Raw genomic sequence first — 16,505 nt, forward strand, 5'->3', positions numbered from 1 at the left:
TGATGGATTTTGAATTAGGTTCTTTCAATTCAAAATCCATCATTCAACATTTATAATCTCTCCCTACTTTCCTGTAAAAACAGCTTTTCTCTTCTCTAGAAATGCTCCGGCGCCTTCCTTCATATCTTCTGTTCCGAAGCAAAATCCGAAACCATCCATCTCTTTTACGAAACCGGCTCCATCACTTTCATACGCTGTGTTTGCGGCTTCTATACATTTAGCAACGGCCAATGGCGCTTTGGAAAGCACAATATGCAATATTTCCCTGCATTTATTCAATAAAGCATCGGGTTCTGTAACATGGTTCACCAGTCCGTATTGCAATGCTGTTGCGGCATCTATCATATTTCCGGTGATCAGCAATTCTATGGCGCGGCCCTTTCCGATCAGTTGAGTAAGCCTTTGGGTGCCGCCATAACCGGGTATCAGTCCCAGGTTCACTTCGGGCTGACCAAACTTTGCGTTGGAAGAAGCGACCCTGAAATGACAGCTCATGGCCAGTTCACATCCGCCACCCAGGGCGAAACCGTTCACTGCCGCGATGATGGGTTTGGGTGAATTTTCGATGGCGGAGAAAATATCCTGTCCGCGTTGAGCGAGTGCTTTTCCTTCCTGCACTGAAAGTCCGGTAAATTCAGCGATATCGGCGCCGGCCACAAAAGCTTTGCTGCCGCTTCCTGTAATGATGGCTGCACCTGCTTCGGGATTTGTTTTGAAGGCGATGATGGCTTCATCCAGTTCGTCCATCACCCCCTTGTTCAGCGCGTTCATTTTGTCTGGGCGGTTGATGGTGATGGTCGTGATGCGTTCGTTGGTTTCAACGGTGATATTGTTGTACATACGGCAGTGTTTTAAACAGAAAAGCCTAAGTTAATAAAACTCAGGCTTTCGGTATTTTGTTTCTGCTGGCTATAGAAGGAAGTGGCTATTTTTTTGCGAAATCTTTACGGCTGAAATTGTAGCCCAGGGTAACGAAGAACAGCTTCGCATCCAGGTTTTGGTAAGGTTTTACGCCATTGGAAGAATAATCCTGGTTGAAAAAATTATTCAGGTAATACTGGCCCTTGATGGAAAAATGCTCGCTGAACTGGAAACCTGCGAAAACGGAGGGCATCAGTGTTTGTGTACGATCGCTGAACCATTCGTTGAATTTGCTTTTCTTATCATCATTCACGAATGTTTTTTCTTTGTAGTTAAAAGCGAGGTCCACTTCTGCGCCACCGAACAGCATGATACCATCTTTAACATTTCCCACTTTAAAACCTACCGGAACACCCAGCGTGTATACCCTTCTTTTCAACTTGGTATCACCTACTTCCGTGATCATACCGATGTTTTTGATATTGGTTCCGGAAAAGAAACCGAAATGATCGCTTACATCATAGTTATAGTTTGTCCCGATGTTAAAGAAGAAGGTAAAACGCGGGATGTTGTTCACTTTGGTGCCGTTATCTTTCACATCGGAGAAAGATAGAATCCCGCCATTTCCGCCGAAGGTCGTGTATACCTTATCGTTATTTTTTTCCTGAGCGGAAACTGACTGTACCAGGGCGAATGCGCATAATGCGAAGATGATGATGTTTTTCATGACTCGTGTTTTAGAAATTAATTGTTGTTGTATAGAGGTTGTACGAATCATGACACGGAAAGGTTACAGCGGAGGAAAATATTTTTTTTCACGCTAGGTAAAGATTGTCTCGCAAAGACGCAAGGTAGCAAGGGCGCAAGGAGCGGTTGAGGTGCGACAGGGAAAGAATTGATTTTTTGTAGAAGGAGAGGAGTGAAGCGTTTCTCGCTATTGTTTCATGCTTCGCAACGTATCACCCCAACCTTGGCGTTTAGTTTTCGCCTCTAAGCATCCAATTATTTACAGGAGAAAACATTGTTGTTGGTCCTTAACAAACAGAAAATCTAATCAGGGTCCAACGTTGCGTCGTAGCGCCGTTGCGGGAAATAAAAAATACTCCCCCAAAGAAACCTTTTGCCAACCCGCCAACGCTCCGCGTCTCCGCGTGAAAAAAAACTCAAAAATTAAAACCAATTGAAAACAAACTATGCCTTGCGTCCTTGCTCCTTCGCGTCTTTGCGTGAAATCTTAAAACGCCCTATGCCCCTTCGCCCATTCTGTTATGTAAGCGCTGATCTCAGTCGTAGGCGTTCCTGGCGGGAAAAGCTTCCCCACGCCCATCGCATAAAGCGCCTGCATATCTGTCTCAGGAATGATACCGCCCCCGGTAAGCAGCACATCATCCATTCCTTTCTCCTTCATAATGGAAATGATGCGTGGAAACACCGTCATGTGCGCACCACTTAGAATGCTGATTCCTATGGCGTCCACATCTTCCTGCAGGGCGGCGGTTACCACCATCTCTGGCGTTTGGCGGAGGCCGGTATAGATCACTTCCATACCGGCGTCACGCAATGCGGTGGCAATCACTTTGGCGCCGCGGTCGTGGCCATCGAGGCCCACTTTGGCGACCAGCACCCGTACGGGGCGGTTCAATTGTTTCATGAAGCAATAGCGTTTTTAATAAGCAGCAGACTGCTTTCTATTCTGGCAATCGTTTGTTCTTTACCGATAGTGGCGGCAATATCGAATACAGCGGGACCGAATTTTCCGCCCACCAGCATGATGCGGAAGGGGAGTTGCAGTTCACCGGGTTTGATGGCGGAGTTGGCGGCAAGCTCTTTGAAATCGGCTTCGAGCGTAGCGGCATCCCAGCTGGAGGAACCGCGGAGAATTTCTATCCATTTTCCGAAGAAACCATGTTTTTCATCGTTCCACTTGGGGAGAACAGGCGAGAAGTCGGGAGAGGCGGGTGCTTCAAAGAAGAAGAAGCCGTTGTCCCATATTTCATTCACGAAAGCGCACCGTTCTTTTACCAGCGCGCATACTTTTGCAACATATGCGGCATCGGCGGCAATATTTTTCGCCAGGAGCACGGGTTGCAGCAGCGCTGCGAGTTCATCGTTACTTTTCTGCTGAATATATTGATGGTTGAACCACTTGGCTTTTTCGAAATCGAACTTGGCGCCGCCTTTGTGTACGCGGCCGATATCAAATTTTTCAACCAGTTCGGTCAGTGAAAATATTTCCTGGCCGGAACCATCGTTCCAGCCGATCATGGCCAGCATATTCACGAAAGCTTCAGGTAAGAATCCCCTTTCCCGGAATCCCTGCGTAAGGTCACCTGTTTTCGGATCGGTCCAGTTCATGGCGTAAACAGGGAACCCGAGCCTGTCGCCGTCCCTTTTACTGAGCTTTCCGTTGCCGTCGGGTTTCAGGATCAGCGGAAGGTGTGCCCACTGGGGCATGTCGGCCTTCCAGCCCAGGTATTCCCACAGCAGCAGGTGCACGGGGGCGGAGGGTAGCCATTCTTCCCCGCGGAAGGCGTGCGATATCTTCATCAGGTAATCGTCCACCACAACAGCGAGGTGGTAGGTGGGCATACCATCGGCTTTCAGCAAAACCTTATCATCTACTGTATTGCTGGAAAAACTCACTTCTCCCCGGATCATATCGGTAAATGAAATAGAGGTATCCTCCGGCATTTTGATGCGGATCACATGGGGAACACCTTCGGCGAGTAACTTTTCTGTTTCAGCTGCGCCCAGGGATATAGAGTTCCGCATTTTCATCCGAACCGCATGACCATACTGGGGTGAAGGATTTTCGGGCGATTTAAAATCTTCCCGCATTTGCTCCAGTTCCTGCGGTGTATCGAAAGCGTAATAGGCGTTACCCTGCGCTACCAACTGTTCCGCATACTGCCGGTACATCGGTTTGCGTTCACTTTGGCGGTATGGACCGTAGTTGCCGCCCTTCTGCGGGCTTTCATCCGGTGCCAGGCCGCACCATTCCAGGCAGTTCACGATATATTCTTCCGCGCCGGGTACGTACCTGGTTTGGTCGGTATCCTCAATTCTTAAAACAAAAGTTCCGTTATGGTGCTTTGCGAACAGGTAATTGAACAACACGGTTCTCACGCCGCCCAGGTGCAGACCTCCGGTGGGGCTGGGCGCGAACCTTACTCTTACGGGTTTTTGATTCATGGGGCAAAGATATTAGTTTTGACCTGATTGCCCTTTCCGGCATGTTTTTTTGGGTATAACATAAAAACATCGGGATGAAGAATAGCGGTCCGGCCACATTGCGGGAAGAATTGGAGCAACTGGCAAAAGAACGGTTCCGGTCACTTAAAACCTGGTTCATGCCGAAGCCGGGGGAAGGAAAGTTGGTTCAGGTGGGAAAATTCTTCCTTAAATTGCCCCTGTTAATACTGGTGATTGCGCTATCGCCAGTTGCTGCCGTTATACTGTTCATCGTTTTTATCGCCACATTTTAATGAAACGGATTACTTCATTTTTTACGCCGTTGACCATTGTTTGCCTGTTGCTGTTTGCACTGCACCAATTGATGGTAAGGGTGTGGCATATTCATATTGAATGGCTTGACAACTGGTTGGATCCCCTTGTTTTTATGCCCGTTTTTTTACGGGGTCTTGCTGTGGAAGGATGGGTATGGGGCGATAGAAAAACACTGGGTGCGACCGATGTATTTTCCGCGGTGATCTATATCAGTTTATTGGTAGAAGGATTATTTCCATTGATGAGTCCGCGTTTCACAGCGGATTGGATAGATGTATTGTGTTACCTGTTGGGCGGACTGGCTTATTTGTGGGCGCATGGCGGATCAGAAAATGATATTATTGACCATACAGAATAGAAGATGTCTTACCTCGTAAAAACACCCTGGTTGCTGAGAAAATTATATCCCTCCTGTACCTGGGAAATTCCTTCGGAGGAGAAAGTGCTATACCTCACGTTTGATGATGGTCCGCACCCGGAGGCTACCACCTTTGTACTGGATGAACTGGCGAAATACGATGCGAAGGGAACCTTCTTTTGTATTGGAAAGAACGTGGTAGAAAATCACGGATTGTATGAACGTATTTTAACGGAGGGGCATAGGGTAGGGAACCACACCTGGAAGCACCTGAATGGCTGGAAAACGGATGATACCACCTACATCAACGATGTGGTGGAAGCAGGGAAGTACATCGATTCCACTTTATTTCGTCCGCCTTATGGACGGATTTCGAGGTTCCAGCTAAAGCAAATAAAAGAGAAACTGGGATACGATATCATCATGTGGACGGTACTGAGTGGAGACTTTGATCTAAAACTAACCCCGGAGCGTTGTGCACAAAATATTATCCTTCATGGGGGTTCTGGCTCAATTATTGTATTTCACGACAGCATCAAAGCGTTCCCAAGACTTCGGGTCGCACTTCCACAAACCTTATCACATTTTTCGGCGTTGGGGTACCGGTTTTCGGTTATACCATACTGACAGAATGACTACCTGGGGCTATAAAAAGTTTGGGCCGGGGTAGAAACCCTGGCCCGTTTTTAATCCGTACCCTATGAAAACTTTGACTAAGGTATAACAATTTATTTTTATCTCAAAGTAATTGTTACGGAGATGCCATTTATGGTAATGGTGGCTTTATTATCGCAGGTTCCGTCTCCAAAATTGATCGTATTTTCCTTCCCGTTCCGGCTGATACCCACACTTCCCGATTGGATATATTCACAGCTGTTTGCCTTTATCAACGGGTTAATCACCCTTTTCGACCAGCTGTATTCGTTCCCTGACAAAGTTACCGTTCCGTTCGATTCCCCCGTAAGGCTGTACACATCATCACCGGGCTGGTAAAGCGTACTGTTTCCGCCAATCTGTTTCAGCGTTTTGGTACTTTGCCATGCGGCGGCTTCCCCGTTTTCTTTCGTAACAACGGCATTTTCGATCTTCAGTCCAAACTTCAACGTATCGTTGATACTGCCTAATTGCGTAATCGTGTGGGTGCCTTCCAGCTTAACACCATTTACAGAAAAGCCTTCAAAAGTAGTAACGGCTGTGGCGTCTTTTACCGTGAGACGGTTGGAGTAAGTCGTAATAATCTTACCTTTTCTGAGCACACCATTCCTTCCGGTGCAGCCTGTGCCAAAGTCTACAACAATTTTAAGGGGGAAGGTTCTGGGTGCGTCCAGTTTGGTAGCGGTGACCGTGTAACAGTGCCAGGGTTCATTCACCCTTCCGAAGGCGCCTGTTCCTGCCATACCTACCTCATCATTCACGCCCATTACATTATTAAAAACATCATCAAAGGCGGCTTCTGCGGTAACATCCGTTTCGGCGGAAAGTACGGTGGCTTCTTTTTCTTCCAGGATTTTAGCGATGGGATTTTTATCGCAGGAAATGAACAACAAACTGAATGTGGCCGCGGCAAGAACGCCGCGTAGCGGTAAACGTACTGTTTTCATAAAGTGGTTTTAAGGTAAAAATGCGTTCTATAACGTTCCTGGGAAGGCTAATCTTATGTGAGGTTTAATTATTCGTGGAAATTTTCCACCTTTGCGCAAAACAGGGGGAGTTATGGAATTGGTGGACACCCATTGCCATTTATACGGAGAAGAATTTACAGCGGACATAGACCAGGTGATTGAAAGAGCGAAAGCAGCGGGCGTAAAACGTTTTTACCTGCCTGGCATCGACAGTACGGCCATTCCTTCCATGCTTGAACTGGAAGCAAGGTTTCCGGGGGAATGTATTGCCATGATGGGGCTGCATCCCTGTTATGTAAAAGAAAACTACCTGGAAGAACTCGAGATTGTAAGGCAATGGTTACAACAAAGGAAATTTGCCGCTGTAGGTGAGATAGGACTTGATTTTTACTGGGACAGAACCTTTGAGGTCCAGCAATATGAAGCGTTCCGAACCCAGATTGGCTGGGCGAAGGAGTATTCCCTTCCCATCGTGATCCATTCCCGCAATTCCACGCAGGAGTGCATCAACATTGTAAAAGAGTTCCGGGATGGTGGGTTGAAAGGTGTTTTCCATTGCTTTTCCGGAAGTGCGGAATTGGCGAGGCAGATTGTACAACAGGGGTTTTTACTGGGCATTGGCGGCGTACTTACCTATAAGAATGCTGGTCTGCCGGAAGTGCTGAAAGATATTCCGCTGGAGCACATTGTATTGGAAACGGATGCGCCTTACCTTACCCCGGTACCTTTCCGTGGAAAAAGAAATGAAAGTAGTTACCTTACACATATTATTGCCAAATTGGCCGAGGTGAAAGAGATGGATGTGGAAGAAGTGGCCAGGATCACCACTGCCAATGCGGCCTCACTATTTACGCCTGCATTATGACTGCTGCTAACCGCACCACGCCACGTATCCTCATTATTTACACGGGAGGAACGGTGGGGATGGTATATGACGATGTATTGGGCACCTTGCGTCCCATCGGTTTTAAGGAAATCCGCGACAACATTCCCGAGATCATCCGTTTGGGCTATGAGTTCCAGGTACACGCTTTCAATCCTCCGGTCGATTCTTCCAATATGCTCCCCCAGTCATATATTGAGCTGGCGAAGATCATCGAAAAGAACTACCACCAGTACGATGGCTTTGTTGTACTCCATGGCTCCGATACCATGGCTTTCACGGCTTCAGCATTGAGTTTTATGTTGGAAAACTTAGGAAAGCCCGTGGTACTTACCGGTTCACAGTTGCCGATTGGTGAAATCCGCACCGATGCCCGCGAGAACATCATCACGGCCCTGGAAATAGCGGCGGCCAGGAGGGGTAACAAATCGTTGGTACCAGAAGTATGTATCTTCTTCGATTACCAGCTTTTCCGCGGCAACCGTTCTAAAAAATACAATGCCGAGAAATTCGAAGCTTTTTACTCTATGAACTATCCTCCGCTTGCGGAAGCGGGCATTACCATCAAATACCAGCGTCAGTTCATCCTTAAACATCCGGAACTTCCGTTAAAGGTGCACAAGAAACTGAACCAGGACATTGCAGTACTTCGGCTTTACCCCGGCATTACCCAAACCACTGTGGATGCGGTGTTCCAGACGCCCAACGCGCGTGCTGTAATCATGGAAACCTGGGGGAGTGGCAACGCCTCCACCCAGCAGTGGTTCATCGACTCTGTAAAAAAGGCCATCAAATCGGGCCTGATCATCGTGAACATCACTCAATGCGATGGTGGAGCGGTGGAATTGGGCAGATACGAGACCAGCAAATACCTCCAGGAAGCGGGTGTCATCAGTGGTTACGACCTCACCTTCGAGGCGGCGGTCACCAAGTTGATGTTCCTGCTTGGCCAGAACCTTTCCAAATCGGATATCAAAAGACTGATGCAGACATCACTCCGCGGTGAAATGACCACGGATTAACGAAAAAAATAAGTCGGGCGCCCTTTGGCGTTTTCAGAAAAGTTCCTAAATTGGTTTGTAGATTCCCCATAAACCTTACCATGAACCATTATGTGAGTGAGGAGGCGAAGCATTGTACGGAACTTACTGAATAGGTGAAAATCCCCATCATTTCCAGTTAAAACACGGTTTGACATCCCCCTGGATAAGTAGATATTTGAAAAATATTTCCTTATTCATCGTCTGCGGTCATAATCATCAAAAGGATAATTATGATCACGATGTATGTACGACCTCTTCACCATAGAGGTCAGGATTGGATGGGGTTATATTATGAACATTACCCTTCTGTCAATGCGATTTTGCGGAAGGAGTTACTGGCCCGTTGGAGCAGAACCCACCGGTGTTGGTATATCCCATTAGAGAAAGATATTTTTGACCGGCTCAAAAAGCTCCTTTCGGGAAAAGTAGAACTGGACACCATTGAATTAAAGCAGTTCCTTGAAGAGCGTAAAGCCAATGAGGAGCCTGTTTTTTCCGATGTGGAGCATCCTGGGAAAGATACACTCCGTGCTTATGCCTTAACCGGTCGATCTTATCCAGAGCTTTCGCCGGTAAATGAAGCGGTATTGAAGCGGGTGGTACAGCATCTTGTCTTAAAACATTACAGCAAGAGCACGATTACAACTTACCGAAACGAGCTGCATGTCTTTTTTAAGCTACTTGGTCCCATTTCCCCCGAGCATCTTTCCCCTGAAGACATCAGGCGGTATCTCCAGAAATGTGTAACCGACGGTTTGACCGAAAGCTCCTTACACAGTAGAATAAATGCTTTAAAATACTATTATGAACGGGTATTGAATAAGGAGAAGTTCTTTTTTGATATTCCCCGTCCCAAGAAGCCTTTACTTTTACCCCGGTTCTTCACCCAGGATGAGATTACTTCCATTATAAAAGCATCGGGTAACCTGAAGCACCGTACCATGTTGATGTTAACGTACAGTGCCGGCTTACGGGTAAGTGAGACAATTTCTTTGCGTGTCCCTCAGGTCGATGAAGGGCGTCGTTGTATTTTTATCCACAGGGCTAAAGGTAAAAAAGACCGGATCGTACAATTAAGTCCGGTTTTGGTGATTGTACTCCGCGAGTATAAAAAGGAATACAAGGTTGCGGCGGAAGGGTATTTGTTTAGTGGGCAGCATCCGGGGCATCCATACAGTGCGCGAAGTTTGCAATTGGTTTTAGAGCGTGCCAAGAAGCGTGCGGGCATCTTAAAGCCAGGCAGCATCCATGCGTTGCGACATAGTTTTGCCACGCATTTACTGGATAAGGGGACGGATGTAACAATGATTATGAAGTTATTAGGCCACAACGACATAAAGACTACTTTGAGGTATCTTCATGTAACGAATCGGGATTTGTTGCAGGTTGTTAGTCCGATCGATGATCTCAAATTGATGTAGTATATTTTTTAACTATGCGGTTACTGATATATATAAATGGTGCTGGGGGAGTAGGGAGTGAGGTAGAAATTGAATGGGAGCGCATAATAGGGAGTTAGCACCAATTATAAAAAAAAGACGGTGACAAATAATCTAGACATATTTAGAAAGGAGTTTTTAGAAGCGAATACTTGGGCACAGAGAAAGGACGGTGTTCCTCTTGAGCTGCTTGACAACTTGACTGACGAGCAGATGAAAATTGCAGAAGTTGAACTTATTGACGTTGTAAGCCTAAAAGACAATTGGCCAATAGTTGGACTTGGACATATAAAATCAAAAGATGCATTGCCTAAACTTTATGACTTGCTCGACAAAAGTAAAGGTGCAATGAAAGTGACCATTGCACATTCGATTTTTCAAATATGTCAGGACACCAAAATGATAGAAATTGTTCTTGAAACAATGCCGAGAATAACTAACCAATATGAACTTATTGACGTTTTGTATTATTTGCCTGACTTCAAAGACAAGCGAATTACAGAATTGCATCAAAGTTACCGAAATCATAAAGAATATTTGGTGGCATATAATGCGACTCGATATCTTGGTTTACCGACAGGCGAAGTAGTTGAAAAATTCCGTGACAAGAAAGAATAAAGAAGTATATCGGACAGATTGATGGGAAAATAACTGGTGCTAACAGCGGTTTACTGCTAGCCGGGTAAGACGGTAAACTCAATGTTCATTTTTCAAAGTAAATTCAGTCACAGTAAGACTGTTTACGTTTCCAAACTCCCGTCCATCAGTAAGCCGTACCGTTGCCTGCAACCACTCCTTGACACATCATAATGACAATTGGTAAAATTTTAGGTTACATCGGTTTGACAATTTTGATTGTCTTTGTAGTATTTGTAATACTATTCGCAAGGTCTTGTAATAATGGCGGCTTGTATCAAGCCGGTTCAGGTTTAGGCTCAGTGACAACAATCGAAAATTACAGATATCAGCAACAATATTATGAGAAGTATGCGGACACTTTTCTGGCCATATTTCCCGAATATAAAGTTCCTAATGACGATCCAAGTGCACATATGACTTCTGGATATAAGTTTATTAATATGACAAAATTCTATTTTGACAAATCACCCAAAGAAATTTATTGTGTACAATGGCAAGGCATAGATGTCCGAATGGCTTATAATGTTGACAGGGATGAAATGATTATTGAAAATCCAAGAGATAAAGTTTACATTGACAAAACAGAGAAAGAGCGAATGAGTAAAAGATTAAGGGCAGAAGTGATTGACAAATTAGATTCTATTATTGCAAATTCAGTTGACAAAGACTCTGTGTTACTAAAACATTTTTAGCACAACTAACTGACTGTTTCTAAAATATGGCAGCAGGCAACAATAGTTTTGCAATAGCCGGGTAAGACGGGTAACGTGATGTTTGGTTTTCAAAGTAAATTCACTCACGGCAAGACTGTTTACGATTTTAAATCCCGGCCATCGCAAAGCCGTTACGTTATGCACAATTTTATGGCGACGTACAAATAATGAATTTCAGACAACAGATAGCAAAGTATGTGACGGGAAACTTGACAAAAAGCCAACTTCCTTCTGTCGGTATGATCGGGCTTGAAGAAGGATTCGATAGCCCATCGCTTCGGATACTTGCTGGACTCGGTGAATCCGAATCTTCTTTTGTTATTGACTATTATTTTGATTTTTCGCTTAAGGAACTAAATATAACTCTTCCCGATCGAAGACAGGCGGCCATTGATTATGCAATGGCTTTTGTTGACGAGATATTGTGTAAAAATATAGACGTAATTGAAGGGACAAAGGAAATATTGCAAAAAGCAATTAATAGTTATGACTTTTTTTCTGAAAGCGAAAAATATTGTTATGACAGCATAGGTTTTGAGACAGCTTACGGACTGTACGATTTGTTTAATGAACTCTCGGACAATGACTATCCATTGCGGGTTGAAGAAAATTTGGATTTAAAGATTGAAACAAGAGACAGTCTTCTTGCAGAGTTGAAGAGATGGGTTGACAAACTAAAAAACTGTGCATAACAGCGGTTTACTGAATAGCCGGGTAAGACGGTAAACTTGATATTCATTTTCCAATTAAATTCAATCTCGGCATGACTGTTTACGTTTCCAAACTCCCGTCCATCAGTAAGCCGTACCGTTATAGGCTATTTAGACCATAAAACTATGAAGAGTATTTTGTTTTTTACTGCGTTAGCTATGACTTTCTGGACTTGTGTTTCGAAGGATGGGAGCAAAGGGAAATCTTTATACGCGTCTAAAATGATTGAAGGTTCTACCGGCAAGAAATTTTTTGATTATGATGAGATTGAATATTGGTCAAATGATTTTGACGGAGCTTCAGTGATAGACTTATACGACAATGAATTTAAATCAGAATTAGACTCTTTTCGGGCGGGTGTTATTGTAGGTAACATTCCAAAAAGTATTTCAGATTTAACTTTTATAAATAAACTTGGTGAAATTGGTTACAGTAAATCATATATCGACAAATCCTACTTTTCGAGCATTGACAACATTTTTATTGAGAAGGAAACAAAAGAGAACGTAGGTACAGCATGTGTATATGTTTTTCGTGATATTTTAATATTTAAAAAAGGGCGGAGAGTGATAGGAGTAGCAAAGGTTTGTCTTGGTTGCATGGGAAATAAAATTATTGGGACCACGGCAATGACGGATAATTTTGGACAGGACGGTGATTATAAAAGACTTGAAGGGATTTTGAGACACTGAAAACAGCCTATAACAGCGGTTTACAGCCAGCCGGGTAAGATGGTAAACGTGATGTTCATTCTTGAAAATAAAATTCAACCTCGGCAAGACTGTGAACGTTTCCAAACTCCCGTCCGTCAGTAAGCCGTACCGTTAGCGGCAACCTTGACACACTCAGCAATCAACATGAAATTTTGGGAACTGACATCGTCTTTCAGAGAAGAACGCGATATTTTATGGCAGGTTCTAATGCAAGACAAGTGGGAAAAATATTGTGATCATTTTAAAAGATGGGACGATATTATTCAAAACCAGGAAAGACACATCTTAGATGAGGTACTTCCCTTTGACCTCTGCTATGAAGTCGCTGTTAAAAGCAAGAAGGAATATTGGTTGTCATTTAATGAATCCCCACAAATTATCTATAATTTCAGGCCGGACATTGAATATTTGGAGCGGCTACTTCCAAGTGAAATTCTTATTCGTTTTGGTGGTGAGAAAATAGAGGATGCGCGTGAGCGAAGTATGACAGAGGTTCAGCCAAGACCGCTAAATGGTAACGTTGAAGTAATTGGTAGTTATGTGTTGACAGCCTTAGGAATGGTGGCGGTTTTAAGATCGGAGCATAACAAGATTCCTGATAATTGTCTCTTATCGTTGTCTAACGAAATGAAACGATGGTTGGTGAAAGAAGAGTTTACACCATTAAATGTTGACCCATATTCTGCGTATAAAAAGCTAGAAGCTCAAAGAGTGCAAAATATTAGACACTATTTAATAGTCGGCGTTGACCATTTTGACAAACCCAAGCCGGGTGAAGTAATGAAAATTATTGAGTCCAGTAATTAATAAGGCCGCCGCTAACAATAGTTTTGCAATAGCCGGGTAAGACGGGTAACGTGATGTTTGGTTTTCAAAGTAAATTAACTCGCAGTAAGACTGTGAACGTTTCCAAACTCCCGGCCATCGCAAAGCCTTGCCGTTGGCGGTAATATTATGACATAGCAAGAACTTTGAATAGAATATAATTGACCTTTCTTGCTACAAATATCTGATGCTTCTGGAAAGGCTGGGGAACTGATAACTCTCTATTAGCTATTTAAAATTGTTTCTAAAACCTTTGATATTCGAAATTAATTTGTGTAATAAATATAGGCACAAGTCTGTTGAACATTTAGAATTTAAACTCATTAGTAGGCCTTTCCGGTGGATACTTAAACATGCAAACTCTAATAACAATGAATGATTTCTACTGCGATCCCAAATCTCTTCTTTCTGAAAGTGATGTTGAACAAAAAGTGATTTGGCCATTATTAACTAAAGGGGAACCGATTGGACTAGGATATACAAAGGCGGATATTCAAACTAAAATAAATTTAAGAAAACTGGAAATTGACAAAGGTGCGAAGTCGCAATTGTATTATCCAGATTATTTGTTGTCATTACAAGGTGTTCCCCAAATTATTGTTGAAGCAAAGAAGCCAAACGAAGATTTACATGAAGCCTATAGACAGGCATCATTATATGCATCTGAGATTAATAGATATTTCGAGGCGGGGATTAATCCTTGCAAGTATATAATCGCATGTGACGGATTGAAATTGGTTGCCGGAACTTGGGACGAGGCAAAATTTCAGTTTGAAATTGAGGCAACTGATTGGTTGCCTACTCATAAAGATTTTGGCAAATTTCTTACACTGTTCTCATATACTAATCTTAATAAAGTTGCTACCGAAACTAAAAACTCAATTAGAAGAAATGTACAATTCAGAAAGCCATTATATCTGGTAGGAAGTAGTTCAATTCAAAACAAACAAACGGTTAATACATTTGGCGAAACAATTTCGATATCATACCAACACTTATTTAACCCTTTAACTGATGAAGAAAAAACTGATATAGTTAAAAATGCTTATGTTAAAGTATACAAACACGAGTCGCATCTTACTCCTATTCAGAAAATAATAAAAAAGAAACTTCATCCTTCATTTCAGGACACTACAGAGATTGATGACAACACAAACCCAAAGGAAATTTCAAACAAACTTAGAAAAGCACATAAATATAATAATAAGGTTCTTCTATTAGTAGGAAGTGTGGGGTCTGGAAAATCGACTTTTATAACTTATTTAAAAGAGGTTGCATTAAAAGAGGGAATTACGAATAAGTTGTTTTGGGCAAATTTGGATTTAAACAATGCACCTGTAAGTCGGGACGAAATATACAAGTGGATTAAACAAAATTTAATAGCGCAAATTCATGACTACTATAGCCACATTGATTTTGATAGCTATGAGGTAATAACTAAAGTGTATGCTGAGGAGATAGCAAAATTCGATAAAATTGCCGGCGCTCTCTTATCGAAAGAAAGTGAGAAGTATAAGTCGGAATTGTACGATAGTTTAAAAAGATTGCAGGCTGATATAGATATCACATTGAACTCCTTGATAAGAGAAATTGTAAATGCAGACAATAAGGAGTTAATCATTGTATTGGACAACTGCGATAAAAGAAATCTTGAAGAGCAATTATTAATGTTTGAGGTAGCTAATTGGCTTAAGGATACAATAAAATCAATCGTATTCTTACCATTAAGAGACACAACCTATGACCATTTTAGAAATGAAAAGCCATTAGATACAGTAATAAAAGATTTGACATTTAGAATAACTCCAGCCTCTCTAGAGAAAGTAATATATACAAGAATCAAATATGCATCACGTCTTTCGAAAACTAACTCAACTCGCTACTATACTCTAAAAAATAACATTAAAGTCTCTTATCCTGCTGTTGATGAGTTGTATTATTTAAAAAGTGTGTTGGCCTCTCTTTTTCAAAATAATTTTTTTAAAAAACTTTTGATTGGATTGGCTGGAAGTGATTTGAGAAAAGGAATCGAAATCTTTACAGATTTTATTAAAAGTGGACACATTAGTGAAGTGGATATTCTAAAAATGAAGCAATCTAAAGGCGAGCATAAGTTGTCTAATCACATCGTAAGTAAGGTGTTTTTAAGAGGTAATCGTGCCTATTATAATGATGAATCGTCGAAAATTAAGAATTTATTTTATTCAGACCCAAGCGATAGTATTCCCAACCCCTTTACAAGACTTTCAATTTTAAAGTGGCTGCATTCAAATTATAGAATAAAAGGGCCGAGTGGGATACCTGGTTTTCACTCAACTGACAAAATAATTTCATACTTAAATAGTCTAGGACATGACAAACTCAGAGTAGAGAAAGAAATTCTTTCTTTAATTCGGCAAAAATTGTTAAGCAGCGAAACTCAAGATAGTCAAAGAATAAAACCAAATGAGCTAGTTTCTATTACAACTTCTGGCATAATACATTTGGATATTTTAGGGAATCTTGATTATTTAAGCGCATGTAGCGAAGATACTTGGTTTGAAGATGTGAAATTGGCGGAAAAAATTGCGACTAATATGGCAGGTGAAGGTAAGTTGTCGCACTTATCACTTCAAAATGTATTAGCACATTCTGAAGAATTTTTAGGTTACCTGAAAAGATATTTTGACAAACATTTTAAAGCCTATTATAGTTTCATTAATGATGGGTACAATTTAAATCCTATGGATTTTGATAGATTTAATTCAATGATTTCAAATGCAAAGGCTAAGTTAAGTAGTGATCCAGAGATAGAAATTGAGCCTGGAACTATTAAAAAGTGTAGGATTTTAAGTATCAGATTTTATGGTATAATTGTTCAACTAGACCAGTCAAGACACAAAGGATTCATAAAAGCGAATACTATAAAGGATAAAGACTTTGAAACAAATTATCATTTGGAACAGGTTATTGACTTAGAAGTTGTTAAATATAATTCTGTACATGGTAAATATGATATGAGGATACCAAAATAAACTACCGCCAACATCGGTTTACTGCTAGCCGGGTAAGACGGTAATCGTGATGTTCTTTTTCTAAAGCAAATTCATTCACGGCAAGACTGTGAACGTTTCCAAACTCCCGGCCATCAGTAAGCCGTACCGTTGTGTGTAACCTTGGTGACGTTTTACACTTATCAAAATTACAGTTGG

Annotated in this window: 17 protein-coding genes; 12 read left to right on the plus strand and 5 right to left on the minus strand. The window is 42.3% G+C overall.

Features of this window, described 5'->3' with window-relative positions:
* Nucleotides 1-63: 63 nt before the first annotated feature.
* The 4 genes from M4J38_RS17330 to gltX all read right to left on the minus strand — a co-directional run bounded on the left by M4J38_RS17330 (nt 64) and on the right by gltX (nt 4,053).
* Entirely contained in the window at nt 64-840 is a 777-nt protein-coding gene (locus tag M4J38_RS17330) for an enoyl-CoA hydratase/isomerase family protein (protein WP_251761065.1), read from the minus strand.
* Between the two features lie 85 nt (nt 841-925).
* Nucleotides 926-1,588, minus strand: coding sequence for an outer membrane beta-barrel protein (locus tag M4J38_RS17335; protein WP_251761066.1), 663 nt, complete (start codon nt 1,586-1,588; stop codon nt 926-928).
* A 507-nt stretch (nt 1,589-2,095) separates the two neighbouring features.
* Nucleotides 2,096-2,512, minus strand: a complete 417-nt coding sequence (locus M4J38_RS17340; protein ID WP_251761067.1) for a cobalamin B12-binding domain-containing protein — start codon at nt 2,510-2,512, stop codon at nt 2,096-2,098.
* Nucleotides 2,509-4,053, minus strand: a complete 1,545-nt coding sequence (gene gltX, locus M4J38_RS17345; protein WP_251761068.1) for a glutamate--tRNA ligase — start codon at nt 4,051-4,053, stop codon at nt 2,509-2,511. The genes M4J38_RS17340 and gltX overlap by 4 nt, the downstream gene beginning before the upstream one ends.
* A 74-nt stretch (nt 4,054-4,127) precedes the next feature.
* Between gltX and M4J38_RS17350 the strand changes: the two genes are divergently transcribed.
* Genes M4J38_RS17350 through M4J38_RS17360 form a run of 3 tightly spaced genes read left to right on the plus strand, consistent with a single transcriptional unit; the run spans nt 4,128 to nt 5,353 of the window.
* The gene (locus M4J38_RS17350) at nt 4,128-4,346 is read left to right on the plus strand and encodes a hypothetical protein (protein ID WP_251761069.1); all 219 of its coding nucleotides are present in this window, start codon (nt 4,128-4,130) and stop codon (nt 4,344-4,346) included.
* Entirely contained in the window at nt 4,346-4,726 is a 381-nt protein-coding gene (locus M4J38_RS17355) for a hypothetical protein (protein ID WP_251761070.1), read from the plus strand. The genes M4J38_RS17350 and M4J38_RS17355 overlap by 1 nt, the downstream gene beginning before the upstream one ends.
* A 3-nt stretch (nt 4,727-4,729) precedes the next feature.
* A complete protein-coding gene (locus M4J38_RS17360; RefSeq protein WP_251761071.1) occupies nt 4,730-5,353 on the plus strand; it encodes a polysaccharide deacetylase family protein in 624 nt (207 codons plus the stop codon).
* A 107-nt stretch (nt 5,354-5,460) separates the two neighbouring features.
* Here M4J38_RS17360 and M4J38_RS17365 read toward each other — a convergent pair whose 3' ends face one another.
* Complete coding sequence (locus M4J38_RS17365; RefSeq protein WP_251761072.1) at nt 5,461-6,327, minus strand: hypothetical protein; 867 nt, start codon at nt 6,325-6,327, stop codon at nt 5,461-5,463.
* A 112-nt stretch (nt 6,328-6,439) separates the two neighbouring features.
* On the opposite strand from M4J38_RS17365, the gene M4J38_RS17370 reads away from it, so the two are divergent.
* The 9 genes from M4J38_RS17370 to M4J38_RS17410 all read left to right on the plus strand — a co-directional run bounded on the left by M4J38_RS17370 (nt 6,440) and on the right by M4J38_RS17410 (nt 16,328).
* A complete protein-coding gene (locus M4J38_RS17370) occupies nt 6,440-7,213 on the plus strand; it encodes a TatD family hydrolase (protein WP_251761073.1) in 774 nt (257 codons plus the stop codon).
* A complete protein-coding gene (locus M4J38_RS17375) occupies nt 7,210-8,253 on the plus strand; it encodes an asparaginase (protein ID WP_251761074.1) in 1,044 nt (347 codons plus the stop codon). The genes M4J38_RS17370 and M4J38_RS17375 overlap by 4 nt, the downstream gene beginning before the upstream one ends.
* A 251-nt stretch (nt 8,254-8,504) precedes the next feature.
* A complete protein-coding gene (locus M4J38_RS17380) occupies nt 8,505-9,695 on the plus strand; it encodes a tyrosine-type recombinase/integrase (protein ID WP_251761075.1) in 1,191 nt (396 codons plus the stop codon).
* Nucleotides 9,696-9,815: 120 nt separating this feature from the next.
* Nucleotides 9,816-10,331 (plus strand): hypothetical protein, encoded by a 516-nt coding sequence (locus tag M4J38_RS17385; RefSeq protein ID WP_251761076.1) that lies wholly within the window; start codon nt 9,816-9,818, stop codon nt 10,329-10,331.
* A 191-nt stretch (nt 10,332-10,522) separates the two neighbouring features.
* On the plus strand, nt 10,523-11,044 hold the full coding sequence (locus tag M4J38_RS17390) for a hypothetical protein (RefSeq protein WP_251761077.1): 522 nt from the start codon (nt 10,523-10,525) through the stop codon (nt 11,042-11,044).
* A gap of 188 nt (nt 11,045-11,232) precedes the next feature.
* Nucleotides 11,233-11,757 (plus strand): hypothetical protein, encoded by a 525-nt coding sequence (locus tag M4J38_RS17395; RefSeq protein ID WP_251761078.1) that lies wholly within the window; start codon nt 11,233-11,235, stop codon nt 11,755-11,757.
* A 144-nt stretch (nt 11,758-11,901) separates the two neighbouring features.
* On the plus strand, nt 11,902-12,468 hold the full coding sequence (locus M4J38_RS17400) for a hypothetical protein (RefSeq protein WP_251761079.1): 567 nt from the start codon (nt 11,902-11,904) through the stop codon (nt 12,466-12,468).
* 165 nt (nt 12,469-12,633) lie between these two features.
* Nucleotides 12,634-13,296, plus strand: a complete 663-nt coding sequence (locus tag M4J38_RS17405) for a hypothetical protein (protein WP_251761080.1) — start codon at nt 12,634-12,636, stop codon at nt 13,294-13,296.
* Between the two features lie 389 nt (nt 13,297-13,685).
* Nucleotides 13,686-16,328 carry a type I restriction endonuclease gene (locus tag M4J38_RS17410; protein ID WP_251761081.1) on the plus strand — a complete coding sequence of 881 codons (2,643 nt, stop codon included), beginning with the start codon at nt 13,686-13,688 and terminating at the stop codon, nt 16,326-16,328.
* Nucleotides 16,329-16,505 lie beyond the last annotated feature (177 nt).

The sequence above is a fragment of the Parasegetibacter sp. NRK P23 genome, assembly GCF_023721715.1.
In the GTDB taxonomy this organism is placed as follows: Bacteria; Bacteroidota; Bacteroidia; order Chitinophagales; family Chitinophagaceae; genus Parasegetibacter.